Source organism: Streptomyces sp. NPDC056296 (genome assembly GCF_042268605.1).
Taxonomy (GTDB): domain Bacteria; phylum Actinomycetota; class Actinomycetes; order Streptomycetales; family Streptomycetaceae; genus Streptomyces.
On sequence record NZ_JBHJRX010000026.1, the window covers coordinates 89,070 to 115,570 of the forward strand.

General features: G+C 73.3%; 27 protein-coding genes and 1 pseudogene. 5 read left to right on the forward strand and 23 right to left on the reverse strand.

The features are described from left to right. Window positions 1-37 precede the first annotated feature (37 nt). Complete coding sequence (locus ACFCZF_RS20550) at window positions 38-316, forward strand: hypothetical protein (RefSeq protein ID WP_376672882.1); 279 nt, start codon at window positions 38-40, stop codon at window positions 314-316. A 417-nt stretch (window positions 317-733) separates the two neighbouring features. Here the strand turns inward: ACFCZF_RS20550 and ACFCZF_RS20555 are convergent, their stop codons facing one another. Both ACFCZF_RS20555 and ACFCZF_RS20560 read right to left on the reverse strand, forming a co-directional pair. Then, a complete protein-coding gene (locus ACFCZF_RS20555; protein WP_376672855.1) occupies window positions 734-2,320 on the reverse strand; it encodes a glycerol-3-phosphate dehydrogenase/oxidase in 1,587 nt (528 codons plus the stop codon). Further along, window positions 2,317-2,934, reverse strand: a complete 618-nt coding sequence (locus ACFCZF_RS20560) for a TetR/AcrR family transcriptional regulator (protein ID WP_376672856.1) — start codon at window positions 2,932-2,934, stop codon at window positions 2,317-2,319. The genes ACFCZF_RS20555 and ACFCZF_RS20560 overlap by 4 nt, the downstream gene beginning before the upstream one ends. Before the next feature lie 104 nt (window positions 2,935-3,038). Between ACFCZF_RS20560 and ACFCZF_RS20565 the strand changes: the two genes are divergently transcribed. Then, entirely contained in the window at window positions 3,039-4,637 is a 1,599-nt protein-coding gene (locus ACFCZF_RS20565; RefSeq protein ID WP_376672857.1) for an FAD-binding oxidoreductase, read from the forward strand. Window positions 4,638-4,740: 103 nt separating this feature from the next. Next, window positions 4,741-5,634, forward strand: a complete 894-nt coding sequence (locus ACFCZF_RS20570) for a YegS/Rv2252/BmrU family lipid kinase (RefSeq protein ID WP_376672858.1) — start codon at window positions 4,741-4,743, stop codon at window positions 5,632-5,634. A gap of 54 nt (window positions 5,635-5,688) precedes the next feature. Here ACFCZF_RS20570 and ACFCZF_RS20575 read toward each other — a convergent pair whose 3' ends face one another. The 21 genes from ACFCZF_RS20575 to ACFCZF_RS20675 all read right to left on the reverse strand — a co-directional run bounded on the left by ACFCZF_RS20575 (window position 5,689) and on the right by ACFCZF_RS20675 (window position 23,895). Then, window positions 5,689-7,983 (reverse strand): catalase, encoded by a 2,295-nt coding sequence (locus ACFCZF_RS20575; RefSeq protein ID WP_376672859.1) that lies wholly within the window; start codon window positions 7,981-7,983, stop codon window positions 5,689-5,691. A gap of 447 nt (window positions 7,984-8,430) precedes the next feature. Continuing rightward, entirely contained in the window at window positions 8,431-10,326 is a 1,896-nt protein-coding gene (locus ACFCZF_RS20580) for a DUF2264 domain-containing protein (RefSeq protein WP_376672860.1), read from the reverse strand. Then, window positions 10,323-11,354, reverse strand: a complete 1,032-nt coding sequence (locus ACFCZF_RS20585) for a hydroxyacid dehydrogenase (protein WP_376672861.1) — start codon at window positions 11,352-11,354, stop codon at window positions 10,323-10,325. Before ACFCZF_RS20585 ends, ACFCZF_RS20580 begins: the two co-directional genes overlap by 4 nt. Beyond that, on the reverse strand, window positions 11,351-12,214 hold the full coding sequence (locus ACFCZF_RS20590; RefSeq protein WP_279561133.1) for a carbohydrate ABC transporter permease: 864 nt from the start codon (window positions 12,212-12,214) through the stop codon (window positions 11,351-11,353). The genes ACFCZF_RS20585 and ACFCZF_RS20590 overlap by 4 nt, the downstream gene beginning before the upstream one ends. Next, window positions 12,211-13,197 carry a carbohydrate ABC transporter permease gene (locus ACFCZF_RS20595; protein ID WP_376672862.1) on the reverse strand — a complete coding sequence of 329 codons (987 nt, stop codon included), beginning with the start codon at window positions 13,195-13,197 and terminating at the stop codon, window positions 12,211-12,213. Before ACFCZF_RS20595 ends, ACFCZF_RS20590 begins: the two co-directional genes overlap by 4 nt. Window positions 13,198-13,222: 25 nt before the next feature. Further along, window positions 13,223-14,554: an extracellular solute-binding protein gene (locus ACFCZF_RS20600; protein WP_376672863.1), complete on the reverse strand. Its 1,332-nt coding sequence runs from the start codon at window positions 14,552-14,554 to the stop codon at window positions 13,223-13,225. 158 nt (window positions 14,555-14,712) lie between these two features. After that, window positions 14,713-15,819 (reverse strand): substrate-binding domain-containing protein, encoded by a 1,107-nt coding sequence (locus ACFCZF_RS20605; RefSeq protein ID WP_376672864.1) that lies wholly within the window; start codon window positions 15,817-15,819, stop codon window positions 14,713-14,715. Between the two features lie 74 nt (window positions 15,820-15,893). Continuing rightward, a complete protein-coding gene (locus tag ACFCZF_RS20610) occupies window positions 15,894-16,187 on the reverse strand; it encodes a gas vesicle protein K (protein ID WP_375919498.1) in 294 nt (97 codons plus the stop codon). Beyond that, window positions 16,184-16,432 (reverse strand): gas vesicle protein, encoded by a 249-nt coding sequence (locus ACFCZF_RS20615; RefSeq protein WP_375919495.1) that lies wholly within the window; start codon window positions 16,430-16,432, stop codon window positions 16,184-16,186. Before ACFCZF_RS20615 ends, ACFCZF_RS20610 begins: the two co-directional genes overlap by 4 nt. Continuing rightward, window positions 16,429-17,451 carry a GvpL/GvpF family gas vesicle protein gene (locus tag ACFCZF_RS20620; protein WP_376672865.1) on the reverse strand — a complete coding sequence of 341 codons (1,023 nt, stop codon included), beginning with the start codon at window positions 17,449-17,451 and terminating at the stop codon, window positions 16,429-16,431. The genes ACFCZF_RS20615 and ACFCZF_RS20620 overlap by 4 nt, the downstream gene beginning before the upstream one ends. Continuing rightward, window positions 17,448-17,792 (reverse strand): gas vesicle protein, encoded by a 345-nt coding sequence (locus ACFCZF_RS20625; RefSeq protein WP_375919490.1) that lies wholly within the window; start codon window positions 17,790-17,792, stop codon window positions 17,448-17,450. The genes ACFCZF_RS20620 and ACFCZF_RS20625 overlap by 4 nt, the downstream gene beginning before the upstream one ends. Window positions 17,793-17,810: 18 nt before the next feature. Then, the gene (locus ACFCZF_RS20630; protein WP_376672866.1) at window positions 17,811-18,743 is read right to left on the reverse strand and encodes an SRPBCC family protein; all 933 of its coding nucleotides are present in this window, start codon (window positions 18,741-18,743) and stop codon (window positions 17,811-17,813) included. Further along, window positions 18,740-19,327, reverse strand: coding sequence for a hypothetical protein (locus tag ACFCZF_RS20635; protein WP_376672867.1), 588 nt, complete (start codon window positions 19,325-19,327; stop codon window positions 18,740-18,742). The genes ACFCZF_RS20630 and ACFCZF_RS20635 overlap by 4 nt, the downstream gene beginning before the upstream one ends. Next, window positions 19,324-19,602: a gas vesicle protein GvpG gene (locus ACFCZF_RS20640; protein WP_376672868.1), complete on the reverse strand. Its 279-nt coding sequence runs from the start codon at window positions 19,600-19,602 to the stop codon at window positions 19,324-19,326. The genes ACFCZF_RS20635 and ACFCZF_RS20640 overlap by 4 nt, the downstream gene beginning before the upstream one ends. Before the next feature lie 4 nt (window positions 19,603-19,606). Then, window positions 19,607-20,377 carry a GvpL/GvpF family gas vesicle protein gene (locus tag ACFCZF_RS20645; protein ID WP_376672869.1) on the reverse strand — a complete coding sequence of 257 codons (771 nt, stop codon included), beginning with the start codon at window positions 20,375-20,377 and terminating at the stop codon, window positions 19,607-19,609. Next, window positions 20,374-20,889 carry a gas vesicle structural protein GvpA gene (locus tag ACFCZF_RS20650; protein ID WP_375919476.1) on the reverse strand — a complete coding sequence of 172 codons (516 nt, stop codon included), beginning with the start codon at window positions 20,887-20,889 and terminating at the stop codon, window positions 20,374-20,376. The genes ACFCZF_RS20645 and ACFCZF_RS20650 overlap by 4 nt, the downstream gene beginning before the upstream one ends. Window positions 20,890-20,925: 36 nt before the next feature. Beyond that, entirely contained in the window at window positions 20,926-21,243 is a 318-nt protein-coding gene (locus ACFCZF_RS20655; protein ID WP_375919474.1) for a gas vesicle protein, read from the reverse strand. Window positions 21,244-21,355: 112 nt separating this feature from the next. Then, a complete protein-coding gene (locus ACFCZF_RS20660) occupies window positions 21,356-22,012 on the reverse strand; it encodes a class I SAM-dependent methyltransferase (RefSeq protein ID WP_376672870.1) in 657 nt (218 codons plus the stop codon). 263 nt (window positions 22,013-22,275) lie between these two features. Further along, window positions 22,276-23,076, reverse strand: a complete 801-nt coding sequence (locus ACFCZF_RS20665) for an SDR family NAD(P)-dependent oxidoreductase (protein WP_376672871.1) — start codon at window positions 23,074-23,076, stop codon at window positions 22,276-22,278. Between the two features lie 11 nt (window positions 23,077-23,087). Further along, on the reverse strand, window positions 23,088-23,537 hold the full coding sequence (locus ACFCZF_RS20670) for a hypothetical protein (RefSeq protein WP_376672872.1): 450 nt from the start codon (window positions 23,535-23,537) through the stop codon (window positions 23,088-23,090). A gap of 130 nt (window positions 23,538-23,667) precedes the next feature. Further along, entirely contained in the window at window positions 23,668-23,895 is a 228-nt protein-coding gene (locus ACFCZF_RS20675) for a hypothetical protein (protein ID WP_376672873.1), read from the reverse strand. Between the two features lie 65 nt (window positions 23,896-23,960). On the opposite strand from ACFCZF_RS20675, the pseudogene ACFCZF_RS20680 reads away from it, so the two are divergent. Beyond that, window positions 23,961-24,130: pseudogene (locus tag ACFCZF_RS20680) on the forward strand (zinc-binding dehydrogenase); the annotation flags it as partial. 76 nt (window positions 24,131-24,206) lie between these two features. After that, entirely contained in the window at window positions 24,207-26,384 is a 2,178-nt protein-coding gene (locus ACFCZF_RS20685) for a DUF1996 domain-containing protein (protein WP_376672874.1), read from the forward strand. Window positions 26,385-26,501 lie beyond the last annotated feature (117 nt).

The window sequence follows — 26,501 nt, forward strand, 5'->3', positions numbered from 1 at the left end:
CGCGCGACGGCGCTCCTCTGACTACGGTCGACATGTGGTGGCTCATACATTCGAAGAGCTCGTACACAAGCGTCGCGCGGCGGATCTGGCCCGGCACCGGGTCGAGGAGCTGCGGGACTCGTACGGGCCTCCCACGCAGCATCAGTGGACCCAACGGCAGTCCCACACGTACGAGACCGCCGTTCGGGCCTGGCGCGACCTGGACCGGGACGCGCAGACCGCGATGACGGAGTACGTCAAGGAGGGGGGTCAGTCCCGGCACAAGCTGGAGGCGAAGGTCCGCAAGGCCGTCCAGGACGGGGGGCAGGGCACCTGAGCGGTCCCCGGCGGGGGTCGGCACCTGAGCGGTCCCGGCGGGGGTCGGCACCGCACTGGACCGGGCCGGTAGCGGGTGGGGTCGGCTGTGGGCCGGGGCGGGCCGGGTCTGCGGGAGGCCGGGTGGACGTCGGGCCGGCACCTGACCGGTCCCCGGCGGGGGTCGGCGCCGCACCGGGCCGGGGACCGGCAGCGGGTGGGGTCGGCTGTGGGCCGGGTCGGGCCGGGTCTGCGGGAGGCCGGGTGGACGCCGGGCCGGCACTGACCGGTCCCCGGCGGGGGTCGGCGCCGCACCGGGCCGGGGGCCGGCAGCGGGTGGGGTCGGCTGTGGGCCGGGTCGGCGCGAGGTCGGGTGGGCATCGGGTCGGGCGGACATCGGTCGGACATCTGGCCCGGTCGGCGTCGGCCCCGGCCGGTTTCAGCCCCGTCGGGCCGTGGCTTCGCCGACGAGGCCTCGTACGGCCTCCAGGGCCGCCGCCCGGTCCTCGGGCACCAGCCCGATGCGGGTGCGGCGGTCGAGCAGGTCGGCCTCGTCCAGGGCCCCCTCGTGGCGCAGCGCCCAGAGCAGCTCGGCCCCGGTGACGGGGTGGTCCGGCAGGACGCGCTCGCCGAGCCGGGGGTCCCGGTCGGCGAGTGCCTGCACGGTCGGCGCCTCGGTGCCGTAGCGCTGGACCAGGCGGCGCGGCGCCCGCAGCGCGGCCAGGGCGTGCGGTGCGGCGGCGCCGACCAGCGGCAGTGCGGCGGTGGGGGACGGGCCGGCGCCGAGGCGGCGGGCGGCGACGGCGGCGTCCACGGCGTCCTCGGCCATGCGCCGGTACGTGGTGAGTTTTCCGCCGACCACGGTGATCACGCCCTCCGACGAGGTGAGCACGGCGTGCCGGCGCGAGACGTCCGCCGTGCGGGCCCCGCTGCCGGGCCGGTCCGCCGACGTGGTGTCCAGCAGGGGGCGAAGGCCCGCGAAGGCGCCCACCACGTCCTCCCGGTGGACCGGCATGTCCAGGACGGAGCCCAGCACGTCGAGCAGGAAACCGACGTCGGTCTCGGGCACCTCGGGCACGTCCGGGATCTCCCCGTCGACGGGCTCGTCGGTCAGTCCGACGTAGACGCGGCCGTCGCCCTGGGGCAGGACGAGGACGAAGCGGTTGGTCTCCCCGGGGATCGGCACGTGCAGTCCCGCGGGCAGAGGGCCGAGCCGGTCGGAGCGCAGGACCAGGTGCGTGCCGCGGGAGGGCCGGACCCGGATACCGTCCACGAGGTCACCGGCCCACACACCGGAGGCGTTGACCACCGCGCGGGCGCGGATCACGCCCTCCTCGCCGGTCAGCTCGTCGCGTATCCGGGCGCCTGACGAGGTCAGCTCCAGGGCCCTCACCCGGGTCAGGATCCGGGCACCGCGCGCGGCGGCGGTCCGGGCGAGCGCGGTGACCAGCCGGGCGTCGTCGGTGAGCCGGCCGTCCCAGGACAGCAGGCCGCCGCGCAGCCGGTCGCAGCGCAGTGCCGGCGCGAGGTGGCGGGTCTCCACGGCGGACAGCCGGCGTGGCGCGGGCAGCGTGGCCCGGGCGGTGCGCGCCGCCAGGCGCAGGGTGTCGCCGGCCCGGAACCCGGCCCAGGCCAGCGCGGCCTGACCACGGGAGACCATGGGCGTCAGCGGCAGCACGAACGGCTGCGCGCGCACCAGATGGGGCGCCGTGCGCTCCATGAGCACACCGCGCTCCACCGCGCTCTCGTGGGCGACGTCGAGCTGGGCGGAAGCGAGGTAGCGCAGACCGCCGTGGATGAGCTTGGAGCTCCAGCGGGAGGTGCCGAAGGCCAGGTCCTGGGCGTCCACCGCGACGACGCTCAGACCGCGGGCCGCGGCGTCCAGGGCCGCGCCGGCACCGGTGGCGCCGAGGCCCACGACCAGGACGTCCACGACGGGGCCGCCGACGGTGTCGGTCAGCTCGCGCGAGCGCCGCCCGGCGGACAGGGAGGCCCCGGCGGCGGGGGTGCTGCTGATGGGGCTCATGGCGTGAGGGTCCTCTCCAGGATGGTGCGCAGCTCCGCGAGGAAGGCCGCGGGGGTCAGCTCGGCGTCGTCCTCGTCGGTCATGGTCCGCAGCGACAGCGCGAAGGACTGGACGATCAGCAGCACGGCGCGTGCCTGCCGCCCGGTGTGGGCCGGGCGTACCGACCCGTCGGCGTGTCCCTCGGCGAGTGCGTCGGCCAGCAGTCCCAGCAGTGCCTCCTGGCTCGCTCCGCGCCGGTCGAGGACGTAGGGCAGGAGCAGCTCGGGGTCGACGTCGACGATCTTGCGGAAGAGCGGATGGGCACGGAACGCCTCCACCCCGGTCACGAGCCCTTCGACGATGCGCGGGCGCGTGTCCACCCCCGGCCCGGGCTCGGGGATGGCGCCGGTGGCCACCGCGATCCACTCGCGGGTCATCAGGTCGCCGACCAGGGTCCGCACGTCCGGATGGCGTCGGTACAGCGTCATCCGGGAGACGCCGGCGCGGCGGGCGACGTCGGTCATCGTCGTACGGCGGACCCCGACGGCCAGTACGCAGTCGCGCACGGCGTCCAGTACCGCGTCGTTGTCCGAGGTGTTCGGTCGTCCCGAGTTGTTGTGACGGTTAGGCGTCATGTGTAACAGTGTAACGCCGGTGGGGCCGCGCGGACCGCATCCCGACCGCATCCCGGCGGCGTCCCGAAGGCACCTCCCCGAACCGACCGTGAGGACGACAGGCAATGGACATGCTGTGGAACGGCTGGGGCGACCCGGCCCGGGCGACGCCGCTGCCCGACACGGTGACCGGGCTGCTGCGCGAGCTGCTCGGCGTCAAGCCCCGCGACGCCGCCTCAGTCCCGCTGGAGGAGATCGACGTACCCGCCTCGCCGCTGGACGAGGCCGCCCGCCGCGCGCTGGAGGCCGCCGTCGGCGACCGCGCGGACGGCGTGCGCACGGACGCGGAGACCCGCATCCGCCACACCCGCGGCAAGTCCACCCCCGACCTGCTGCGGATGCGGACCGGCGACACCGCCGACAGCCCGGCCGCCGTCGTCCTCCCGGACGGCCACGACGAGGTGCTCGCCGTACTGGAGGCCTGCGCCGCGCACGGTCTGACCCTCGTCCCGTTCGGCGGCGGCACCTCCGTGGTCGGCGGCCTCGCCCCCGGCCGCGACGGCACCTTCGTCGCCCTCGACCTGCGCCGCATGAACCGCCTGCTCGACCTCGACGAGGTCTCCCGGACCGCCACCCTGCAACCCGGCCTGCGCGCTCCCGAGGCCGAGGCACTCCTCGCCGAGCACGGCTACACCCTCGGCCACTTCCCCCAGTCCTACGAGTGGGCCACCATCGGCGGCTTCGCCGCGACCCGCTCCAGCGGACAGGCCTCCGCCGGTTACGGACGCTTCGACGAGATGGTCCTCGGCCTCACCCTCGCCACCCCCGAGGGCACCCTCGACACGGGCCGCGCCCCGCGCTCGGCGGCCGGCCCCGACCTGCGTCAGCTCGTACTGGGCTCGGAGGGCGCCTTCGGTGTCATCACCTCCGTCACCGTGCGAGTGAAGCCCGTGCCGCGGGTCCGCCGCTACGAGGGCTGGCGCTTCGCCTCCTTCGAGGAGGGCGCCGCGGCCCTGCGCCGGCTCGCCCAGGACGGCCCGCGTCCCACGGTGCTGCGGCTGTCCGACGAGACGGAGACGCTGATCGGCCTCGCCCAGCCCGAAGCCATCGGTGCCTCACTCGACCGGCAGGACGCCGGATGCCTGGCCGTCGTCGGCTTCGAGGGCACCGAGGAGGACACCGCGCACCGCCGCGCCGGCGCCGCCGCCGTACTGCGCGACAGCGGCGCCACCTTCGCCGGCGAGGAACCGGGGGAGCGCTGGGCCCACGGCAGGTACTCGGCGCCGTACCTGCGTGACTCCCTGCTGGACGCCGGGGCGCTCGCCGAGACCCTGGAGACGGCGACCTACTGGTCCCGCGTCCCCGCGCTGTACGCCGCCGTCCGTGACGCGCTCACCGGCACCCTCACCGAGGCCGGCACTCCGCCGCTGGTCATGTGCCACATCTCGCACGTCTACGAGAACGGCGCCTCCCTGTACTTCACCGTCGTCTCGGCCCAGGGCGACGACGCCCTGGCGCACTGGGCCCGGGCCAAGCACGCCGCCAACGAGGCGATCCTCGCCGCGGGCGGCACCATCACCCACCACCACGGCGTCGGCACCGACCACCGCGACTGGTACGTCCGGGAGGCGGGCCCACTCGGCGTCGAGGCCCTGCGCGCCGTCAAGCGGACCCTGGACCCCGCCGGACTGCTCAGCCCGGGCGTCCTGCTGCCCGAGGACTGACCGAGCACAGCAGCTCGCTCCGACCCACTGACCCGGCACAGCAGCACGCTCCGACCCCGTGAGACAACAGTCCGGCACCACCCGTCAGCCCGGAGGCACATCGATGCGACAGTTCACCGCCGTCGTCAACCCCACCGCGGGCGGCGCCACCTCGGCCGCCGCGCTGCTCGGGGTGGCCCGGCTGCTGCGGGAGGCGGGGGCGGAGCTGGAGACGGAGTACAGCAGCAGCCTCGCGCACGCCCGGGAACTCGCCCGGCACGCCGGGGAGCGGGGCCGGGTGGTGCTCGCCGTCGGCGGCGACGGGATGGCCGGCGGGATCGGCGGCGCCCTCAGCGGCACCGGGGCCCTCCTCGGCCTCGTCCCGGCGGGCCGCGGCAACGACTTCGCCCGCGCGCTGGAGCTGCCCACCGAGCCCGCCGCCCTCGCCGAGGTGCTGCTGCGGGGCGAGCCGCGCCCCGTCGACACCATCGAGGTCACCTCGGCCGTCCACGACCGCACCGTCGTGCTCGGCAGCGTCTACGCCGGCGTCGACGCGCTCGCCAACCACCACGCCAACAACACGCGCCTGCTGCGCGGCACCGCCTCCTACTACGCCGGCGCGCTGCGCGCGGTCACCACCTGGCGCCCGACGCGCTACCGCGTCACCGTCGACGGCGAGGAGCACGCGTTCACCGGCTACACCGCCGTGGCCGCCAACTCCGGCTACTACGGCTCCAACCGCCTCATCGCGCCCTCCGCCCGGGTGGACGACGGCCTGCTGGAGGTCGTGATGATCCACCACGCGCCGCGGCGGCTCTTCTTCGCCCTCATGAACGAGCTCGGCTCGGGCGCCCACGTCCGCAGGCCACAGGTGCGCGTCCTGCGCGGCCGGGAGGTCCGCATCGAGGCCGACCGGGCGATACCCTACGGCGCCGACGGCGAGGTCGAGGCCGTCGTCCCCGTCACGGCGAGAGTGCTGCCCGGGGCGCTGCGCGTCCTGTGCCGAACACGCGACTGAGCACGCCGCCGGGCCGGCCACCGACGTCGGCGACCGGCCCGGCGGGTACGCGGATCAGCCGCGGGGCGTGGTGAAGCGTTCCCACACCCGGTGGGCGCCCATCAGCTCCGTGATCTGCTCCAGGGCCGCGGTGCCGGACGCCGAGACGACCACGCCGGCGGCGTCGGCGGGCACACCCGACGCGTCGAGCGCGGCCTCGCCGCCCGCCCACACGCCGATCGCCTTGCCGTGCCGGTACGCCTCCGACACCAGCAGGCTCACCCGCGGGTCGATCGTCCCCGGCCGCGCGGGCGGCGGAGTGGCCTTGTAGTCCCGTGGGGTGTAGGCGTCGCCGCCCATGTCGGGCGTTCCCGCCACCAGGACGGCGTCGAACTCGACGGACCGTGCGGTGACGTAGCTGCGCTGGACGGTCAGCGCCCCGTCGCCCGCGCCGATGGTGCCGCCGGTCGGCGCCACGACGAGCGGCACCATCCCGGCGTTCAGCACCGCCTCCCGTACGGCCGTCACGCCCTCCAGGTCCGCGCCGCCGGTGACGATGCCGACGACCCGGCCGTCCAGGGGCCAGGTGCCGCCGACCTGGGACAGCGCCGGGCTGGGCTCGACGTCGGCCAGCGGCACCGTCGGCTGCGGGGCGGGGAGGCCGAGGCCCTCGGCGACGCCCGCGCACAGCTCCGGGTCGATGTTGGCCAGGACCTGAAGTGTCCGTTCCCTGATGGCCTGTTCGTAGCACTTGCCCAGCTCGAAGGTGTAGGCCCCGATGATGTGCTCGCGCTCCACCGGGCTCATGCTCAGCCAGAAGCGGCGGGGCTGGCTGAAGTGGTCCGCGAACGACTCCGGCGCCTCCCGGACCTTCGTCGCCTCCGGGACCCGGACCGGCGCCTCGACGAAGGCACTCATGTCCGCCCCGGCGGTGAACGGGCAGCCGCCGTCGAGGGAGTTGGGCCGGTAGGGCGCCACACCCCGGTGCACGGCCGTCTGGTGCATGCCGTCGCGCAGCATGTCGTTGACCGGCGCCTGGGGGCGGTTGATGGGCAGCTGCGGGAAGTTGGGGCCGCCCAGACGCGTGATCTGCGTGTCCAGGTACGAGAACAACCGCCCCGCGAGCAGCGGGTCGTCGGTGACGTCGATGCCCGGAACGAGGTGGCCCACGTGGAAGGCGACCTGCTCGGTCTCGGCGAAGAAGTTCGACGGGTTCCGGTTCAGCGTCAGCAGCCCGATCGGCTGCACCGGAGCCAGCTCCTCCGGGACGATGTTCGTCGGGTCCAGCAGGTCGATGCCCTCGAAGGTCTGCTCCGGGTTGTCGGGGAAGGTCTGGATGCCCAGCTCCCACTGCGGGTACGCGCCCGCCTCGATCGCGTCGGCGAGATCCCGGCGGTGGAAGTCCGGGTCGATGCCGTTGATCATCTGTGCCTCGTCCCACACCAGGGAGTGCACGCCCAGCTTGGGTTTCCAGTGGAACTTGACCAGCGTGGTCTCGCCCGCGGCGTTCACCAGCCGGAAGGTGTGGACGCCGAAGCCCTCCATCATCCGGTAGGAGCGCGGGATACCGCGGTCGCCCATGAAGAAGATGGTGTGGTGCGTCGCCTCGGTGTGCAGCGACACGAAGTCCCAGAAGGTGTCGTGCGCGCTCTGCGCCTGCGGGATCTCCCGGTCGGGGTGCGGCTTCGCGGCGTGCACGACGTCCGGGAACTTGATGGCGTCCTGGATGAAGAAGACCGGGATGTTGTTGCCGACCAGGTCGAAGACGCCCTCACTGGTGTAGAACTTCGTCGCGAAACCGCGGGTGTCCCGCACCGTGTCCGACGACCCCCGCGAGCCGACCACCGTGGAGAACCGCGTGAACACCGGCGTCTCCACGTCCGCGGCGAGGAACCCCGCCTTGGTGACGGAGGCCGCCGTGCCGTAGCTCTGGAAGACCCCGTGCGCGCCCGCGCCCCGGGCATGTACCACGCGCTCCGGGATGCGCTCGTGGTCGAAGTGCATGACCTTCTCGCGCAGGTGGTGGTCCTGGAGCAGCACGGGCCCGCGCGGCCCGGCCTTCAGCGAGTGGTCCGTGTCGTACAGCCGCGTGCCCTGAGCATTCGTCAGGTAGCTGCCGGACTGCGCCACCCGGGCCTGGTCGGCTCCCGTGGGCTGACCGGTCGGCGACACGGTGTCCGGACCGCTCTGGTCCGGCTTGGGGTGCAGCGGCTCCCGGGGCTCGGTGGGCTCGGCGACGGGGGGCGACTCGGGACCGGGCTTGCCGGGAATCCCGTCCGCCGGTCCGCCACCGTCGCCCTGCAGGCTCTCGGTGACCTTGTGGGCTACCCGCTTGAGGGGGTTGTCGGATGATCCTTGGGAAGTGTCCATGAGGTCAGTGTCACTCCATAGTGTGGTGGTTGGCCCCTCGGCTTGTGATGGTCTGAGCTGTTCGGGTTACGCTCATCGAGCGATCTGAAACGTCGGGTGTGGCGCCAGTGTGCGGGGCCCCCGCTCCACCGGAGTGATGGTTCGGGGCTTCTCCGCCACCGTTGGCCGTGTCCAGCTGGCCAGGTCGTGAGGGAACCGGCCTCCTGGGATCGGACCACGGACAGGATCCGTGTCGCTGCCCCGGGGTTGAGTACGCCGGGGACCAGTGCGCCCAAGACCGTTCGGGGCGTGCGGCTGAGCGAGCTCAGTCTCAAGGAACGGTTGGCCTCGCTCATCAGTCAGGGTGAGCATGGGGCGCCGTGCCGTCCGCCACTTCAGACGCGCGTACGGGGCCCCGACCGGTCGTGCCGGTCGGGGCCCCGTGTGCACCTGGGTTCGGAGTCGGTGTCAGGCAGGCGTGTGCGTCACCCCCACCGGTTCGAAAGAGACCCGGGTGCGCCCCCCGCCGTCCGCCCAGACCACCTCGACGCCGGTGTCACCGGCCACGACCTCCGTGACCGCCTCCGCGAGCGGACCGGGACCGGGCTCACCCGTCAGCGCGGCCAGGCAGACGTGCAGGGAGGTGCCGCCCGCGTCGCCGGACAGCCGGGGCAGCTCGGCCCACGGCGCGAAGGCGGTGCCCCGCGGGGCGCGGACGGTCTCCGGCTCGGGGAGCCAGCCGTGCAGGCCGTGCAGCGCCGAGACCAGGGGCTCCTCCGGGCCGGTGGCCCACCCGGTGTGCGTAACGCGGGCCTTGGCCGGTGCCCCGACCACCCGGTGCACCCGCAGCTCGTACGGCCCCCGTGCCACCGTCACGCTCTCCACCCGCAGCCCCGGCACCATCGGGGGCCCGCCGGCGAAGGCGGGCCGGTGCCAGGACGCCGCCCAGCCCCAGCCGTCGCCGTGCCCCGCTCCGAGCGGGCGGATCCGACGCCGCACGCTGCGTCGGCCGTTCACCTCCACCGACAGGTGGTTGTCCGCGACGTTCCCGGGCGCCGTGGGACCGGTACGGGTGGAGTAGGCCTGCCGCCCGTAGTGCGGGTCGTCCTCGGCGGCCGACTCGCCCTCATGCGGCCGGACATGGTCGCTGCCGTGGTTGTGCAGCCGTACGATCCCGTCGCCGCGCGTCGCCTGGACCAGCAGCCCGGGCGCGGGCAGGGCCAGCACCCGGTCGGCCTCCTCCACCGGCGCCGCCTCCTCGGCGGCCGTCCACAGCGGGTGCTCCGCGGGGGCGAGGAGCGACACGAACGCCTTGGACGCCCAGTAGGGGGAGGCCGGGCCGGAGTAGGACTGGAGGGTGGCCTCGTGCGGACCGTGCCAGCCGAGGCTCAGCAGCCCGTCGTCGGTCAGCGCGCCGCGCTCCACGAAGTAGCGCAGACTGCCGCTCGCCAGCCGCCGCGAGGCACCCGGCGTCAGCGGCGTGTGCCCGGTCACCGCGCCCAGGCCCACGGCGGCGGAGGCGGCGAACCGGTACGACAGCGAACGGCCGTAGTGCAGCGGCGCCCCGTCCCCGCCGAACATCAGACCGAAGCCGTCGAGGTGCGCGCGCAGCCGGTCGCCGTACCGGGCGGCCTGACCGGTGTCGCCGGAGAGGTGGGCGTCGAGCACTGGGTACAGGTGCAGCGCCCAGCCGTTGTAGTGGTCGAAGGCGCGTCCGTCGCCGTCGGCGTACCAGCCCCCGCCCCGGTACCAGCCCTCCATCAGCTCCAGCGCCCGCTCCCGCGCCGCTGTCGTCTCGGCGTCGCCGCGGCCGACCGACTCCAGGAACCCGGCGACCGTGTACGGGAACAGGTACCAGTTGTTCGGTGCCGGCACGTGCCGCAGCGCCCCGCGCAGCCACTCCTCCACCCGGTCCTGGACCCCGGCGTCGAGGTTCTTCCACAGCCACGGCGCGGTCAGCCGCAGCCCGAGCGCGACCGACGCCGACTCGACCATGGGCTGGCCCTGCACGTCGTGGTCGAGGATGAGCGGCCAGGACTCCGTGTCGTCGCGGCCGGGGGTGAGGGTGCCCGAGGCCAGGCCGCGCGCGTAGCGCTCCAGCCAGCCGTGCGGGTCCTCGCCGTCGGCGCCCGCGACGCGGAAGGCCGCCGCGAGGAACGTCCGGGCGAACCCCTCCAGCCCGTCGGAGCGCGTGCCCGAGCGCGAGGGGCGTCCCGGCAGGTCGAGCAGGGCGCAGCCGGGCGTGCTCCAGCGCCACGCGGCCCACAGCAGCCCGTCCGCGACGGCCTCCCAGTGGTCCCGGGTGTAACCGGTGTACGGGCTCAGCGCACGGTCCTCGGTGGGCAGTTCGAACGGGATGCTCATGCCAGGAACGCCAGCCTTTCGCGTCGTACGGGATGGAGGAAACCGGCACCGGACGCCCAGCGGGTCGTCTCGGCGAGCGCGAGGTCGGCCAGGCGGCGCCACTCGTTGCCCTCGGAGCCGGCGAGGTGCGGGGTGATCAGCGCGTTCTCGCACTCCCACAGCGGATGGTCCGGCGGCAGCGCCTCGGGGTCGGTGACGTCCAGCACCGCCCGGATCCGGCCCGCCCGGACCGCGTCGGTGAGCGCCTCCTGGTCGACGACCGCCCCGCGGGAGGTGTTGATCAGCACGGCGTCGGCGGGCATGGCGTCGATCAGGGCACGGCTCACCAGCCCGCGCGTGGTGGGCAGCAGGGGGGTGTGCACGCTGACGGTGTCGCAGCGCGCGAACAGCTCCGGCAGCTCGACGCGTTCGACGCCCAGTTCGGCGGCGTCCGCGTCGCTGACGTACGGGTCGTGCAGGAGGACCTCGATGTCGTGCGGCCGCAGCAGTTCGACGACCCGGCGGCCGATCAGCGAGGCCGACAGGATGCCCACCGTGCGGCGGTAGTTGCCGATGCCGCGCGGGGTGCGAAGCCAGTTGCCGCGGGTGCGGGACTCCCTGAAGTCGCGGGCGCGCTCCAGCACGCGCTTGCCGGTGAGCAGGATCATCCCGAGCGTGTATTCGGCCACCGGCAGGGCGTTGGCGGCCGCGGCCGAGGAGACCTCGACGCCCCGTTCCCAGCACGCGTCGGTGACATGCCCGCGGACGCTGCCGGCCGTGTGCACCACCGCCCGCAGCCGCGGCGCCGTCCGCAGCACCTCCGCGTCCAGCGGCGGGCAGCCCCAGCCGGTGATCAGCAGGTCGACGTCCGCCAGTACGGACCCGGCCCGCGGTGTGGCGAGGTCGTCAAGCACCGGGAACGGCGCCAGGTCGCAGACCCGGCGGAACGCGCCGAGGGACCGAGGGTCGAGGACGGCCGAGGCGGCGTCCGGGGACATGGCCACGGCGGCACGGGGCCGGAAGCCGGGGCCGGGGGCGTACAGGGTCACTTGACGGCTCCGGCGGTCAGCCCGCTCCGCCAGAAGCGCTGGAGCAGGACGAAGGCGAGGATGAGCGGCAGTACGGCGAGCAGTGAACCCATGATCACCACGGGGTAGTACTCGGGCGAGACGGACGCCGCGCTGTTCCACTGGTACAGGCCGAGACTGACGGGATACAGGTCCTGGTCGGACAGCATCACCATCGGCAGGAAGAAGTTGTTCCAGATCGCGGTGAGCTGGAAGAGGAAGACGGTGATCAGGCCGGGACCGAGCATCCTGAGCGCCACCCGGACGTACGTGGTCAGCTCGCCCGCCCCGTCGACGCGCGCCGCCTCCAGCACCTCGTCGGGCACGTAGCCCCGCGCGAAGATTCGGCCGAGGTAGACGCCGAACGGGTTGAACAGCACCGGGATGAACACCGCCCAGAACGTGTTGACCAGGCCGGCCTCGGAGGCCATCAGGTACAGCGGCAGCGCGAGGACCGTCTGCGGCACCATGACCGCCGCCAGCACCAGGCCGAACAGCTTCTCCTTGTGCCGGAAGCGGTACTTGTCGAAGGCGTAGCCGCAGGCCACGCTCACCAGCGCGCCGACGGCGGCGCCCAGCACCGCGTACAGCAGGCTGTTGACGTACCAGCGGCCGTACAGCCCGCCGTCCATGGCGAACAGGTCCGTGAGGTTCTGCCCGAAGGAGAAGTCGCCCAGGGACAGCAGGTCGCTGCTGAACAGCGCGTCCCGGGTCTTCGTGGCGGCGAGCACCAGCCACAGCACGGGCAGCAGCGTGTAGAGGACGGAGATCGCGACGACCGCGTTGACCGTGGCCCGGCCCAGCAGCCTCGGGCGGAGCAGGGAGCTGTCGGTGGCGCTCATCGGGCCTCCTCGGAGTCGGCGCGGCCGGTGAAGCGGGTGACGCCGTAGGACAGGGCGATGGTGCACACCAGCAGGACCACCGAGGCGGCCGCCGCGAGGCTGTAGTTGTTGCGGGTGAAGGCCGCGTCGTAGATGTACATGCTCGGCGAGAAGCGGGAGCTGACCATGGGGGAGGACTGGTTGAGCAGCATCGGCTCCGTGAAGAGCTGGAGCGCCCAGATCAGGGTGAAGATGGCGACCATGACGATCGAGGCCCGCACCAAGGGCGTCTTCACCTGGAGCGCCGTGCGCACCGGCCCGGCGCCGTCGACGACGGACGCCTCGATCACCTCGCGGGGCACGGCCTGCAGGGCGGCGTAGAAGACCACCATGTTGTAGCCGAGGTTGCTCCACACGGCGATGTTCACGATGGAGGGGACGACCGTGTGCACGCCCAGGAAGTCGATCGTGATGTCGCCCTGTGCGAAGAGTTCGATGACCGGGCTGATGCCGGGCGTGTACAGGTACAGCCAGATCAGTGCCGCGATGATGCCGGGCACCGCGTGCGGCAGGAACAGGCCGAGCTGGGCGAAGGCGCGCAGCCGGACCACGCCGGAGTCCAGCAGCAGGGCGAGGGCGAGCGCGCCCACGACCATCAGCGGGATGTAGATCAGGCAGTACAGCGCGACCGTGCCGAGCCCGCCGAGGAAGGTCGGGTCGGTGAGCACGGCAGCGTAGGAGCGCAGTCCGACGAAGACCTGGCGCTCGGGGCCGAAGCCGAGGCCGGGCTGGTCGTCACTGAAGAAGCTCAGGTAGACGGCCGTGCCGACGGGGATCAGGAAGACGGTGACCAGCAGGGCGAAGAACGGCGTCATCAGGACGCCGGCGGCGGTCAGTTGCCGTCGCTTCGCCGCTCTGCGGGCGCGCAGGCCGGACGCGGAGGGCGCCGGGGCGGTGGCGCGGGACGCGCCGGTCGGCACCCGGGGCTGGGTGGTCGTGGTCATGGGGTGTCACCTGCCTTTCGTCGGCTCAGGTGCTGTGCTGGGTGGTGGACAGGCCGAGGGCCTTGAGATCGGGCATGGTGCCCTCCTGCGCCGTGCGCAGTGACTCGACGAGGGAGCCCTGGCCGGCGCCGACACGGGCGAAGGAGTCCTGCATGACCTTCTGGGTGGCGCTCATCCGCGGCCCCCACAGCCACTGCTCGCCGATCTTCTCGGCCTCCCGCTCGAACAGGGTGTAGATGTCCTGCCCGCCGTAGTACGACCGGTCGAAGGCGTCGCGGCCCACGGAGACCAGACCGGGAGCGGCCGGGTACTGGCTGCTGGTGCCGCTGGAGAGCCGGGCGCGCAGGGCGTCGGGGTGGGACACCTGCCACTCGATGAACTCCATCGCGGCCTCGGGGTGGCGGCTGTCCTTGGTGACCGCGAAGGTCGAACCGCCGTGCGTGCCGGCGGACGGGTTGCCGGTGTCCCACTGGGGCAGCGGCGCGATCCGCCACTGGCCCTTCTGCCCGGGCCGCGCGTTCATCTGCGCGCCGGCGTCCCAGGCGCCGCTGAGCCGCGTGAGGACCAGGCCGTTGCCGATCTGCGCGTCGGACTGCCGGCTCTCGACGGCGTTCATGAAGACGTCGTCCCGGTCGATGAGCCCCTGCCAGTACTCCGCGACCCGCCGGGAGGGAGCGTCGGCGAGGGACACGTTCCAGGCGCCGCGCGAGGTGTCGAACCACTGGGCGCCCGCCTGCCAGGCGTAGCAGGCGAACTGCGTCATCCCGTCGGAGGGGAACAGCACCAGCCGCCGGTCGGGTGCCTCGCGGCGCACGGTCGCGGCCTGCTCGGCGAACTCGTCCCAGGTGCGCGCGACCTCCAGCCCGTAGTGGTCGAACAGGTCGGCGCGGTAGTGCATCACCATGGGCTCGACGTCCAGCGGCACGCTGAACACCCGGCCCTCGAAGGTGGTCAGCCCGAGTGCCTGCGGCAGCAGCTTGCGGCGCAGGCCGTCGCTGACGAGGTCGGTGATGTCACGGGCGACGCCGTCGATGGCGTACCCCGGCACCTGCGGATACTCGATGGTGGCGACGTCGGGCGCGTTGCCGGCCCGGGCGGCGTTGCTGAGCTTGGCGTAGCCGCCCTGCCCGCCGGAGGGGACCTGCTGGAACTCCACCTGGATGTTGCGGTGCGTGCGGTTGAAGGCGTCGACCACCTCCTGGCTTCCGCGCAGGGCGGACCAGAAGGTGACGCGCGTGGTGGTGCTCGTGCGGGCCGACGAGGCGCCGTTCCCCCCGCTGCAGGCGCTCACGGCGCCTGTCAGGGGTACGGCGGCCATCGCGGCGAGCACGGACCGACGGCTGGGTCGTCCGGGCATGGCGCCTCCCGCGGCTCCTGCGGGTCCGCGTGGCTGCGGACACGACTGTTCGGGACACGGGAATCCTGAACGCCCTGACTCAAACGGTCAATAGATCGATCAGAAGAAAATAAAGCGATCAAACGCTCACTTGGCCGAGGGGTCAGTCGGCCGAGGGGTCAGCCGGTCGGGCGGTCGGTCGGGCGGTCGGTCGAGCCGCGCACCATCAGCCGCGGCAGCAACTCCACACGGCGGCCCGGCCGGCTGCCGGGTGTCTCGGACAGCCGCTGGAGCAGCAGCTCCGCGGCCGTGCTCCCGACCTCGGTCTTCGGCGGCGACACGGCCGTCAGCGGCGGCGAGCCCAGCCCGGCCACGACATCGTCGTACGCCACGACCGAGCAGTCCTCCGGCACCCGTACCGCTTCCTCCGCCAGCCGCTGGACGATCATCAGCGCGTCCACGTCGCCGTGCAGCACCATGGCCGTCGCGCCCACCTTGCGCATCAGCGCCGGCAACTCGGCCGTCTCGTCCGCCGAGTACGGACCGTCGGCCCCCGCCTCCGGCGCGACGAGCGTCCACGCCCACCGCTCCACCAGCGGATGCGCCTCGGCGATCTCGGCGAAGGCGGCACGCAGCGAGCGCGCGGTGGGGCTGTCGTGGCGGGTGGCGAACACGATGCGCCGGTGACCGAGCCCCACCAGGTGCTCCACGGCCAGATGCGCGCCGTACCAGTGGTCCGAGCACACCGAGTCAAGCGCGTGCAGCGCGCTGCCGCGCCACGGGCGGCGCTCCATCAGCACCGTCGGCACCCCGAGCGTGGCGAGCCACTCGTGGTCGGCCTCCTCCTCGGCCCGGCCGCGCCAGCGGGGGGCGATCAGCAGCCCGTGCGCCCCGTCCGCCAGTGCCCGCTCCACCAGTGGGCGTTCGGCACCTGACGCCTGCGGCGCGAGGTGCAGGGCCATGCGCACCCCGGCGTCCTCCAGGACGGTGCGGGCACCGTGCAGCGCCTCGTTGAGGTACGAGTGCCGCACGGGGACCACCACGGCCACCCGGTCCCCGGCCGCCGCCCCGGCCACCTCGGAGGATGCCTCCTCGGCGGCCAGGGTGGACCGGACGACACCGTGCCCGCGGCTCAGCCTGCCCTCCCGCGTCAGCTCCTCCACGTCACGGCGCACCGTGACCACGGAGACCTGCAACTCGTCGGCGAGATCACGCACCCGCGCCGTGCCGCGCGCCTGGACCGCCGCCAGAATCCGCTGACGCCTGAGATCGACCGGCTCCCGCATCAGGTCTCCCCACCCGGAAATGTTCGTTTGAGCGATTCGCCGCCATCATAGCGATCGCCCGCGCCGGGTGTGCTTTACGGTTCGGGGTCCGCGAGGAGGGGCCCCAGCGGACCCAGATCGAGGTTCAGATCGCCGCGGCTCAGGCCGTGCTGCGCGCACAGGTCGTCCATGCGCTCGTCGAGCAGCATGAGCGCAGTGCCGAGCCGGTCCTCCTGCTCCGTGCTCAGCGTGCCCTCGTCGAAGCGGCGCACGGCCTGGCGCTCCATGAGCTGGCGCAGCAGCTCCACGACGGTCAGGACCAGGGCGGCCAGGTCGTTCGTGACCCGTTCGGGGTCCAGGTCGAGGGCGTGGGCCCGGGGCGCGGTCACAGCGGCCCGCTGTCCGGCCAGGGGGCGGGCACCCGCTCGTTCACCGACGACAGCAGGGCGTGCAGGGAGATCCGCACCAGCGGCACGTCAGCGATCGCCAGGACCAGGTCCCCGCTGACGACGACACCGGTCGCCAGCACCCGGTCGAGGAGGTCGACCAGGGGCACCCCGACCGGTGCGTACGGCTCCGGCCCGCCCCACGGCACGGCGGCCGGGCCCGGCGTACGGGTGTCCGGGGCGGTCATGAGCGGGCCTCCTGCTCCATGGGACGCCGTTCCCGTTCCGTGCGATCCGGCGCGGTGCGGGGTGGTTCCGTGCGGGGTGGTTCCGTGCGGTGCGGTGCCGTGGCGTCCGGCGCCGTGGCGTCCGGGTTCATGACGTCCGTACTCATGACGGCCGGGTCCACGGCGTCCGTATCCATGACGGCCGTATCCATGACGGCAGGATCCTCGTCCCAGCGGGCGAAGGAATACGGGATCCACGGGCCTGAGGCGCTGACCTCGACGGCCGAGTGCCGGGCGTCGGCGGCGAGGCGGGCCAGGGCGCGCTCGAAGGCGGCGGTGTCCGCGTCCTCCACCAGGTAGGCGGCATTGATCAGTTGCGGGGCGCGCCGGCCCGTCAGCCGCTCGCTCTGCGGGCGGTGCCGCGTCGCGTCGACGGCGTACCGCCGCAGTTCCGCGTCGACGGCGTCCGCCTCGGCCAGGGCCCTCCCGTGCGCGTCCTGCCGGTCGCGTCGCCGTGCGCTGGCCCGGCTGAGGTAGGCACGCCCACGCGTGCCCGCGCCGGTTCCGGAGTCGGCCGGGGCGTCGACAGCGGCGGCGGCGTTCGTCGCACCGTCGGTGGCGTGCACCTTCACCGCCCATTCCGTACGGCCCCGGAGACGGTCGAGCAGCGCGCCCAGCACCGCTTCCCGGGCTGCCACGGCCTGCTCCGCGCTCCGGTCGCCGCGGTACAGGGTCGCCATCGGCAGCGGAACGACGGGGCCCCGCCGGGCCGCGGCCTCGACGCCCCGGTGATGGGCACGGGCGCAGCGTTCCAGGTCGTCGGGCCGGTTGAGCCGCTCCGCCAGCGCCTCCTCGTCGAACAGCGCCGCGGGGACGTCCTGGACGACCAGGCACAGGCCGCCCGCGCGCAGCACGCGCAGCGGGCCGCCCTCCTCGTGACCGGTCGCCGCGGCCGACGTGGCGAGGTCAGGCGGAGTGCGGGTGACGGCGAACGCGCAGACGAGGACGGGGGCCGCCGGTCCGACCGGGGACGCGTTCACCGGACGGCTCCCGGCGTCTCCTCGGCGGCGCCCTCCAGGGCGTCGAGCCGGGCCCGCAACCGCTCGTTCTCCTCGGCGAGCGCGTCCCGCGCGGCCCTGGACGAAAGCGCCGGGTCGGTCTCCCACCAGTCGATGCCCGCCTTCTTCGCGGTGTCCACCGACGCGATGAACAGGCGCAGGCGGATGGTGAGCAGTTCGATGTCGAGCAGGTCGATCTTGATGTCGCCGGCGATGACGATGCCCTTGTCGAGGACCCGTTCGAGCAGGTCGGCGAGGTTGCCGGTGACAGGCGCGTAGGGCTGTGTCTCCGGGCTCGCGAACCGGTGGTCGACGTCTGTCACCACGCGCTCCCGGCTGCGTCAGCGGCGCGGGCGGGCACGTTCGTCGTCCTCGTCGTCGTCCTCATACGCCTCGTCCTCGTCGTCGTACTCACCTTCCTCGTCCTCGTCCTCGTCCTCGTACTCGGAGCCTTCGTCGTCCTCGTACTCGTCGTCGGAGGCGTTCTCCTCCTCCAGGACTTCCTCGTGGCTCCGCACGACCTCGCCGTCGCGGATCTCGCCGCGCCAGCCCTCCACCTCCTCGTCGCCCAGCAGGGTCACGTGGCGCGCGAAGTGCTTCAGGTCGAGCCGCAGCCGCCGCCCCTGGGCGCGCCAGAGGTTGCCGGTCTTCTCGAAGAAGCCGGCCGGGTAGTACTCGACGACCACGACGACCCGGGTCAGCCGGGGCGCCAGTTCGTGGAAGGTGACCGCGCCGCGAGTACTGCCCTTGGCGCCCTCGGAGGTCCAGACGATCCGTTCGTCGGGGACCTGTTCCTGGACGGTCGCCTTCCAACTGCGACTCGACGGACCGACCTTGACGTTCCAGTCGGATGTCACCTCGTCGTTCGCGCTGACGCTGCGGACGCCCTTGGTGAAGCCGCTGAAGTCCTGGAGCTGCGTCCACTGGTCGTAGACGGTGCGCAGGGGGACGCCGATGTCGACGGTCTCCATGATGTGCGTCGCCTTGACACTGCCGCCGCTGCTCCCGCTGCTCCCGGAACCGCCCCGACCGCCGGAACCGCCCCCGGTACCGGAACCACTCCCGCCGCCGGAGCCGCCTCCGCCGCCGGAGCCGCTCCCGCCGCCGGAGCCACCGCCGTCGGCGGATTCGGTCAGACGGTCCGTCAGGCCCCCGATCCGCTCCCCCGCCTTGCCGACGAGGCTGTGCCCCGTGGCGGAGAGGTAGCCGCCGAGCGCGTTCTTGAGATCGCCGAAGGGGGAGGGCCCGCCGTTGCCCTGCCGGTCGGGGGTCATCCGCGCTCACCTCCGCGCCGGCCCGAGCCCATGGTCTTCTTTGCCGGCGCGGTCTTCTTGGCGGTCTTCTTGGCAGTCTTCCTCGCGGTCTTCGGGGGAGGTGCCGCCTTGCGCGGGGGAGCCTTCTTGGCCGCCTTCCGGGGTGGCGCCGGCGCGGCCCGCCGAGTCTCCTCCCGGTCCTCCTCCCGATCCTCCTCGTCGAAGTAGGCGTCCTCGTCCGGGGCGCTCTCATCCTCGTAGTAGTCGTCGTAGCCGCCGTCGTTCCGTCGGCCCGCGCCGGTGAGCGCGTCGGTACGGTCGCGGAGGGTGTCCGCGAGGCCGGTGAGTCTGCGGTTCGCCGCGGCGGTGACGGCGGTGCGTCCGGCGGTCAGCAGCTCGCCGCGCACCTGGTCCGTCAGTTCCTGGAGCTGCGGTGTCCGCTGGATGCCGGCCAGGCCCTGGGACAGCACCTGGCCGGGGGACAGGCCGATGCGCCGGCCCATGAGGTACGAGCCGACCACGAAGGCGAGTTTGGCCTTCTTCGTGCGGCCCAGGAGATACCCGCCTGCCACGGCAGCCGCCATGACCGCCTTGCTGTCGCTCATACGTGCCTTCTCTGCGCTCGATCCATGGTGGTGGTGCGGCCTGTGGGCCGGTACGGCCGTTCGAGGAGGGTGAGCAGGCGCTCCTCCTCCCGCTCGAAGGCCGCCTCGTCGATGGCGCCCTCGTCCAGGGCCCGGTTGAGTGCGGCCAGACGCGCCTGGACGGCGCGCGGGTCGTGGGCCTGGCGCCGGGCCTCCTGGAGCAGGTGGTCGGCGATCCACGCCGTGCCGCGCACCGGGGCGAGGGGCAGCAGCAGGAGACCGCTCACGATGCCCACCGCGTCACCGCCCGGCCGGCGCGGGACGGGGGTCGACGAAGCTGTAGCACGGCAGGGGCCCGGTCACGCTGAGTGCCAGCCGGTCCCCGCAGTCACGTGCCCGCACGTCCACCGCCTGCCGGAACCGCCGCTCGTCGGCGGAGCGCAGCAGGAACGACGCGCTCAGCACCTGCTCGTCGTCGGTCGCACCCCGCACCGTGCGAACGGCGAGCGGCGTCAGGTGGTCGAGGACCTCCCGGGCCGCGCGCCGCGCCTCGCGGCGGACACCGCGGGCGATCGCCTCACCCAGCCGGACGTTGGCCTCGTAGTCCGGACGGCGCCGCGTCCGCAGGGCCAGGTTCCGCAGGCCCTCGTCCCGGCGCACCAGATCGGCGAAGTGACCGGGCACGACCGCGCCCTTGACGTTGAGTTCGACGCACCCCCGGACTTCGTCGAGCTGCCGTGACAAGTGGGCGGCGTCGGCACGCAGTTGGGTGGTCAGGGCATCCGGTCGTGGACTGAGTACCGCGAACCGCATGGGCAGCAGCGGTCCCTGTGCCGCCAGTTCGTCCAGTACGGCCTGATGGGCCAGCAGGTCACGGCGCCGGGGCCGGAGCCGTGGCGGGGCGGCCGACACCGCCGCGCACAGGCCGGACTCGGTCAGCAGGCGTACGGGGGCACCGTCGACCCCGGGGAAGCGGGGAGTACGGGTCCCGGCGGGGGTGATGCCGTAGACGTACAGGGCCTCCGGGGCGGGAGTGGTGGTGCCGGCGGCGGCGGTGGTGGGCGCGGTCATTCGTCCTCCGTCTCCGTGCGCCGGCGGGGGCGGCTGCGCGGACGGTCGTCCTCGTCGCGGGGGCGTGCGGTCGGTCGGCTACGGGACCGCTGCGGGCTCCGGCCGCGTTCCGCGCGCTCGCGGGTGGGTTCGCGGGGGAGGGCCTCCTCCTCTTCCGCCGCCTCCTCCTCGGGCGTGAGGATGTCCCGAACCTTGTCGGTCAGTGAGCGCGCCGTCCGCTTGGCGCCCGCCCTGCCTATGGTCTTGGCGACCGGGCCGCCGAACAGCTCGGGAACGGTCTTGGAGCGCACGTCGTGCTCCAGGTCCAGGCGGTTGCACGCCTCGGCGAACCGCAGGTACGTGTCGACGCTCGCGACCACGATGCGGGCGTCCACCTTGAGGATCTCGATGCCGACCAGCGAGACGCGTACGAAGACGTCGATCACCATGCCGCGGTCGAGGATGAGTTCGAGGACGTCGTAGAGGGTTCCGGCGCGGGGCGCGCAGACGACCTCGTCGTCGTAGGTGATCATGCGGTGGTCCTTCCGGGTGCGGGCCGCACGGCCCGGTCACTGGTCCTGGGCACCGCGCCGGTAGCGGGCGACCCTGCGGTACTGGAGCAGGTCGCCCGCCGAATCCAGCTCGACCTCGTAGGTGGCGAGCAGGCTGGTGGTGTCGGGGATACGGGACACCTCCAGCACGTCCACGTTGACGATCCAGCCGTCGTCCTCGCTCCGGCACACCGCGGAGACCCCCTCCAGGCGGTGCCGGATCAGCTCGGACAGGGCGTCCGCGGCGCGCTGGGCGGCGTCCCGAGCGCCCCGCACGGCACGCTCGCGCGTGGTCGTGGAAGTCGTGCCGCGCCGTCGCTCGCCAGGTTCTGTCATGCTGCCCACTCTGGCCGCGGACCCGGGCCGGCGCGTGCGCAGTTACCCCATCCGGGGGGCTGCGGGGGCCAACGCTCACGACCGGGGCGGCGTACCGCCCGCGGGTGACGTGTCAGATGCCCGGCGTGGTGGCGGCCCGGCGCCGGCAGTGCAGGAACAGGTGCGGCTCCGGCCGTGCGTCCGGGTGGGCCGGGGTGAACAGCGTCGCCTCCTGCGCCAGTACCTCCAGGCCGGCCTCCTCTGCCACGTCGGTGAGGCCCTGCGCGGTGAAGCTGGTCACGCGCACCGGCTGTCCCATGAAGGTGGCGTCGACGTCCTCCACGTCCAACGGCACGGTGGCCAGGACCAGGTACCCATCCGGCCTCAGCGCCCGTACCAGGAGCCGGACCAGGTCCGCCTGCTCCCGCCGGTCCAGCTGAAGCAGCGAGAAGTACACGCAGACCGCGTCGAACGAGCCGTCCGCGAGCGGTACGTCACGGACGTCGGCGCACCGGAAGGTCGCGGCCGGCACCTGCCGCGTCGCCAGGTCCACCATCACGGGGGACACGTCGACACCCAGCACGTCGTGCCCGGCGCCCGCGAGGGTCTCGGCGGTGGGCCGGCCCGTGCCGCTGCCCACGTCCAGAACCCTGCTGCCCGGCGCGAGCCGCCCGAGCAGCCACTCCAGCGAGCGCCGGTGCGTCTTCGAGTCGGCGAACGCCTTCTCGTACTCGGCGCCCAGCGCGTCGAACGCGGCGGCGGCCTGCGGCCGTTGCTGCTCGTCGGTCACGACGGTCCCTTCGGTGGGCGAGTCGGTGGGGTGAGCCGGTGGGTGAGCCGGTGGGTGAGCCGGTGGGGTGAGCCGGTGGGGTGAGCCGGTGCCGCGAGCATCGTTCCACCGGAAGCGAGCCACCGACAAGGGGCCCTCCGGGCGACCGGCCCGCCCGTCGCCGTCCTACCCCGGCCTCATGCTGTCCTACCGGCCCGCCCACCGCCCTACCAGGCTCCACGCCGCCCGACCGGCCGCCCGCCGTCCTACAGACCCTCGCCGTCCTACCGGCCGTCGTCGTCCGGCGCCGTCCCCGGCTCCGCCATCCGGCGGTGCACGGCGGCCTTGACGCGGTCCGGCAGCACCTTGTCCGCCATACCCTGCGCCTTGGTCTTCGCCGAGCCGGTGACCAGCTTCCCGCGGCCCTTCATGACGGCGTCGTACGCCTGCCGGGCGACCTGCGCGGGGTCGTCCTTGTCCATGGTGCCGACCTTGGTGTCCTGCATCCCGGCCCGCCGGAAGAAGTCGGTCTCCGTCGGGCCCGGCATGAAGGAGGTGACCGTGACGCCCGTGTCCTCGACCTCCTCCTGCAGCGCCTGGGCGAAGGACTGCACGAACGACTTCGAGGCGTTGTACACCGATTGGAAGGAGCCCGGCATCGTCGCGGCCACCGACGACGTGAACATCAGCCGGCCCACCCCGCGCGCCACCATGTCCCGCAGCAGCGGCTTGGCGAGCCGCACGGTCGACGTCACGTTGAGGTCGATGACGGACTGGTCGTCGGCCGGGTCGGTGTCGACGAAGGCGCCGCCCTGCCCCACGCCCGCGTTGAGCGCCGCGACGTCCACGGTGAGCCCGGTCAGGGCGGCGACCAGCCGGTCCACGCCCTCGGCGGTGCGCAGATCCGCGCGCACGGCCCGTACCTCGGCGCCCGTCTCCCGCAGCCGCTGGGCGGCGTGCTCCAGCCGGTCGTCCTCGGCGTTGACCACGAGGTCGTAGCCGTGTTCTCCGAACAGTGCGGCGAGTTCGTACCCGATTCCGCTGGACGCCCCGGTGACCAGGGCGAGCGGCCTGCTGCCGGCCATGGTTCCTCCGTTCAACGCAGTGCCTGGTAGACCGATGCCGTCGTGAAGCCGTACACCAGGTGCGGCACGATGTCCGACACCCACGAGGACCGGTCCCAGGAGGCCGGGTCGGCCACCCCGAGCACCGTGGCCGGCAGATCGCTGCCCGCCATGGCGGCCGCGCCCAGCAGCGGACCGGCCACCCAGTCGGGCAGCGCGCCGCGCCCGCTCCGCAGCAGCCCGTAGGCTGCTCCGACCCCGAGGCCGGTGACGTAGCCGAGGAGGGCTCCGGCCGCCTGCTCACGGTTGGCCGCGGTCTCCTCGTCGCCCAGATCGACGCCGGCCCGGTTGACGAACCGGTCCGCGACCTGGGTCGGCATGTCACTGGAGCCCCGGCCGCGCAGCAGCATGTCGCCGTACGTGGTGAGGTTCAGCGCGACGGTGCCGGCCGCTCCGGCGACGAGGCCTTTGGTCAGTGACATCCGGTGACTCCCTCGGCGTGGGCGCTGGCGCGCGGGTGGATTCGGCGGGCCCCGGGTTCCCCGAACCCCGGCTCCTAACAGAGCCTCCCTCGTACCCCGAGCCGATCCTCCGGCCCCCCGCACCCGTCTCCTAGAGCGTCGTGAGGGTGAGCAGCAGCACGTCCGCACCGACGAGCGCTGTGAGCGCCTCCGAGGTGATGCCCGTCGGAGTGTGCGGCGCGGTGAGGACCGCGTCGACCCGGTCGCCGAACTGCTCGCCCAGCTCGTCGGTGACCCGCACGACCCGGGCGCCGACCGCCCGCGCCCGCTCCACCATCACGATCAGCTCGTGCAGGGCCCGGCCGGGCTGGAAGATCACCACCGCGCCCCCCGGCGCAGCGTCGGCAGATCGTCGGCGAGGGCGAGGCCGGTGGTACCGACGACGGCTCCGACATGCCGGTGGCGCCGCCCCAGCTCCTGCGGCTGATCCATGGTGGCCGGCTGGACCTCCCCGGTTCGATCAGCGGGGTGCTGCCGCCGGCGCAGGCCGCCGAGGCGGTCGCACGGCTGGAGAAGAAGAGGGCGACCCGATCCGGCTGATCCTGCGCCCGTGAGGTGAGGGATTCCTGAGAATCCGCGAGGCGTTTGAACGCTCCGGCCCCCGACTCCGTATGAAGCCGCGGGCATTTCATGTCCGAGTCCGCCACGACACAGGAGCACGCCTTGGGACACAACAGGCGCAGACGCCCGACCGGGGCGCGCCGCGCGACCTTCGGAGCATTCGCGCTGATACTGGGAGGCGGCGGCCTGGTGGCCGCGAACGTGTTCGCCTCCGCGACCGAAGCCGGCGACACCGCTGTTCCCCTGGGCAGTTCCGGTGTGGCGGCCACCGTCGACTGCCCCGACCTGAGCGAGCGGCTGACGACGGTTCCGGAGCAGGCGAGGCCGGACGTCGACACCGAACTCGCGCGGCTCGACGAGCAGATCGCCGCGGCCTACCGGCAACTCCAGGAAGCCGCCCGCACCGCGGACGACGGCAAGCTCGACGAGGGCGCCATCCTCGACCCGTTGAAGAAGGAACGGGCCGGGACGATCGAGCGCATCGCCGCCGCCATCGGCAAGGCCGGCGACCGTCCCGCGGGCCTTGACACGCTGGCGGAGTGCACGCTGCGCCGCACCGAGGTCGCCACGGCGGACGCACCGAGCGGCAGCCCCGACCAGCAGCGACAGCAGCAGGACGGCAAGGGCGAAGAAGCCGGAAACAGCGGGGACGACGAAGACGGCGGGGACGACGCACAGCCCGGTGACGGGCAGCAGCCGCCCGGCAACGGCGGACAGGCGGGCAACGGACCCGTGGCCGCCGACTACGTCGACATCAACTCCGTCCAGCCGAACGTCGTGAAGGCACCCCGGCAGAAGAACGCCTCGACCGGCTCCTTCGCCACCAGTTGCGGCGTCAACGCCGAGGGACTGTTCAACTCGGACAACCTGATCGCCGCCCCCGGCGTCAGCAACGGAGCCCACCACTTCCACGACTACATAGGCAACCAGGACAACGACGCCTTCTCCAGCGACGAGGACCTGGCCGCCGCCGACACGAGCTGCGCCGACCAGGGCGACAAGTCCTCCTACTACTGGCCCGTGCTCCGGCTGCAGAACGGCACCGTCGAACAGGACGCCGAGTCTCCCGGCGGCGGCATCGAGGGCAACGCCGGCGAGATCGTCACGCCCGCCGAGGTCACACTGACCTTCGAGGGCAATGAGCGCGCCAAGGTCACGGAGATGCCGCGGCTGCTGCGCATCATCACCGGCGACGCGAAGGCGTTCGTCAACGGCAACACCAACGCGAACGCCTCCTGGAGCTGCACCGGTTTCGAGGACCGGCAGCTGAAGGACAAGTACCCGCTCTGTCCGTCCGGCAGTGACGTGGTGCGCACCTTCACCTTCCAGAGCTGCTGGGACGGCCGCAACATCGACAGCGCCAACCACCGCACCCACGTGGCCTTCGCCGCCGCCGACGGCAGCTGCCCCGAAGGGTTCCGGGCCATCCCGCGACTGGTCCAGCGCGTCGTGTACGACGTGGACGCGCCCAGCCTCCAGGACGGGGGCAGGACCGTTCCGCTGTTCGCCGTGGACTCCTTCCCCGAGCAGCTGCACAAGCCGGTCACGGACCACAGCGACTTCATCAACGTCTTCGACGAGGACCTGATGCGGGAGATGGCCGACTGCATCAACAGCGGCCGCGAGTGCGGTCCGGACACGCCCCCGGGATCGGAACCCGGCCAGGGCGAGGACCCGCAGGAGCAGCCGACCGAGAACCCCACGGAGAACCCGCAGGAGCAGCCGACCGAGAACCCCACGAAGGACCCGCAGGAGCAGCCGACCGAGAACCCTGACGCCTCCGAGCCCCCGGCCGAGCAGACCGCCACCGCATCTGCACCCGTGGACCCCGGGCAGGACGGCCGGGACGACGGAGGCAACGAAGGGAAGGGCGAGGGCAAGGACGAAGGCAAGGACGAAGAGAAGGGCGGAGGGAACGGCGCCGGACAGAACGACGAGGAGGCGCCCGCGCCCCCAGCCCGGGAACAGGACGACGCCGCCTCCCCGCGCGCCGAGCCCAGGGCCGCCACGACACCGGCCGCCGACACACCGGACGACGTGAGCAGCGCCGCGCCCGCACCCGCGGCGACGCAGGGAACGGGCGGCGGTGACGACGCCGCGGCCGGGTCGGTGACCGAGCCGCAGGCGACGCAGGGCGGCCTCGCGGAGACGGGCTCCGGCCTCGGCCTGTGGCCCGCGGCCGTCGGAGGCGTCCTCTTCGCCGGCGGCTGTGTGCTGCTGATCCGCTCCAGGCGGCGTGCGCTGTGACACCGGCATGACGTCGTCGTGGCGGAAGGGGGGGAAGGAGAAGGACCCCCCCCCCCCCCTCCCCGCACCCCCCACAACCCCCCCCACCCGCCGGGAGGGGACACGCTTCAATACCTT

Coding starts and splice junctions, on each gene's coding strand:
- ACFCZF_RS20555 (WP_376672855.1), bottom strand. CDS start 2,320: ATGAGCCCCATCAGCAGCACCCCCGCCGCCGGGGCCTCCCTGTCCGCC.
- ACFCZF_RS20560 (WP_376672856.1), bottom strand. CDS start 2,934: ATGACGCCTAACCGTCACAACAACTCGGGACGACCGAACACCTCGGAC.
- ACFCZF_RS20565 (WP_376672857.1), top strand. CDS start 3,039: ATGGACATGCTGTGGAACGGCTGGGGCGACCCGGCCCGGGCGACGCCG.
- ACFCZF_RS20570 (WP_376672858.1), top strand. CDS start 4,741: ATGCGACAGTTCACCGCCGTCGTCAACCCCACCGCGGGCGGCGCCACC.
- ACFCZF_RS20575 (WP_376672859.1), bottom strand. CDS start 7,983: ATGGACACTTCCCAAGGATCATCCGACAACCCCCTCAAGCGGGTAGCC.
- ACFCZF_RS20580 (WP_376672860.1), bottom strand. CDS start 10,326: ATGAGCATCCCGTTCGAACTGCCCACCGAGGACCGTGCGCTGAGCCCG.
- ACFCZF_RS20590 (WP_279561133.1), bottom strand. CDS start 12,214: ATGAGCGCCACCGACAGCTCCCTGCTCCGCCCGAGGCTGCTGGGCCGG.
- ACFCZF_RS20595 (WP_376672862.1), bottom strand. CDS start 13,197: ATGACCACGACCACCCAGCCCCGGGTGCCGACCGGCGCGTCCCGCGCC.
- ACFCZF_RS20600 (WP_376672863.1), bottom strand. CDS start 14,554: ATGCCCGGACGACCCAGCCGTCGGTCCGTGCTCGCCGCGATGGCCGCC.
- ACFCZF_RS20605 (WP_376672864.1), bottom strand. CDS start 15,819: ATGCGGGAGCCGGTCGATCTCAGGCGTCAGCGGATTCTGGCGGCGGTC.
- ACFCZF_RS20615 (WP_375919495.1), bottom strand. CDS start 16,432: ATGACCGCCCCGGACACCCGTACGCCGGGCCCGGCCGCCGTGCCGTGG.
- ACFCZF_RS20630 (WP_376672866.1), bottom strand. CDS start 18,743: ATGACCCCCGACCGGCAGGGCAACGGCGGGCCCTCCCCCTTCGGCGAT.
- ACFCZF_RS20635 (WP_376672867.1), bottom strand. CDS start 19,327: ATGAGCGACAGCAAGGCGGTCATGGCGGCTGCCGTGGCAGGCGGGTAT.
- ACFCZF_RS20645 (WP_376672869.1), bottom strand. CDS start 20,377: ATGACCGCGCCCACCACCGCCGCCGCCGGCACCACCACTCCCGCCCCG.
- ACFCZF_RS20650 (WP_375919476.1), bottom strand. CDS start 20,889: ATGATCACCTACGACGACGAGGTCGTCTGCGCGCCCCGCGCCGGAACC.
- ACFCZF_RS20655 (WP_375919474.1), bottom strand. CDS start 21,243: ATGACAGAACCTGGCGAGCGACGGCGCGGCACGACTTCCACGACCACG.
- ACFCZF_RS20665 (WP_376672871.1), bottom strand. CDS start 23,076: ATGGCCGGCAGCAGGCCGCTCGCCCTGGTCACCGGGGCGTCCAGCGGA.
- ACFCZF_RS20670 (WP_376672872.1), bottom strand. CDS start 23,537: ATGTCACTGACCAAAGGCCTCGTCGCCGGAGCGGCCGGCACCGTCGCG.
- ACFCZF_RS20685 (WP_376672874.1), top strand. CDS start 24,207: ATGTCCGAGTCCGCCACGACACAGGAGCACGCCTTGGGACACAACAGG.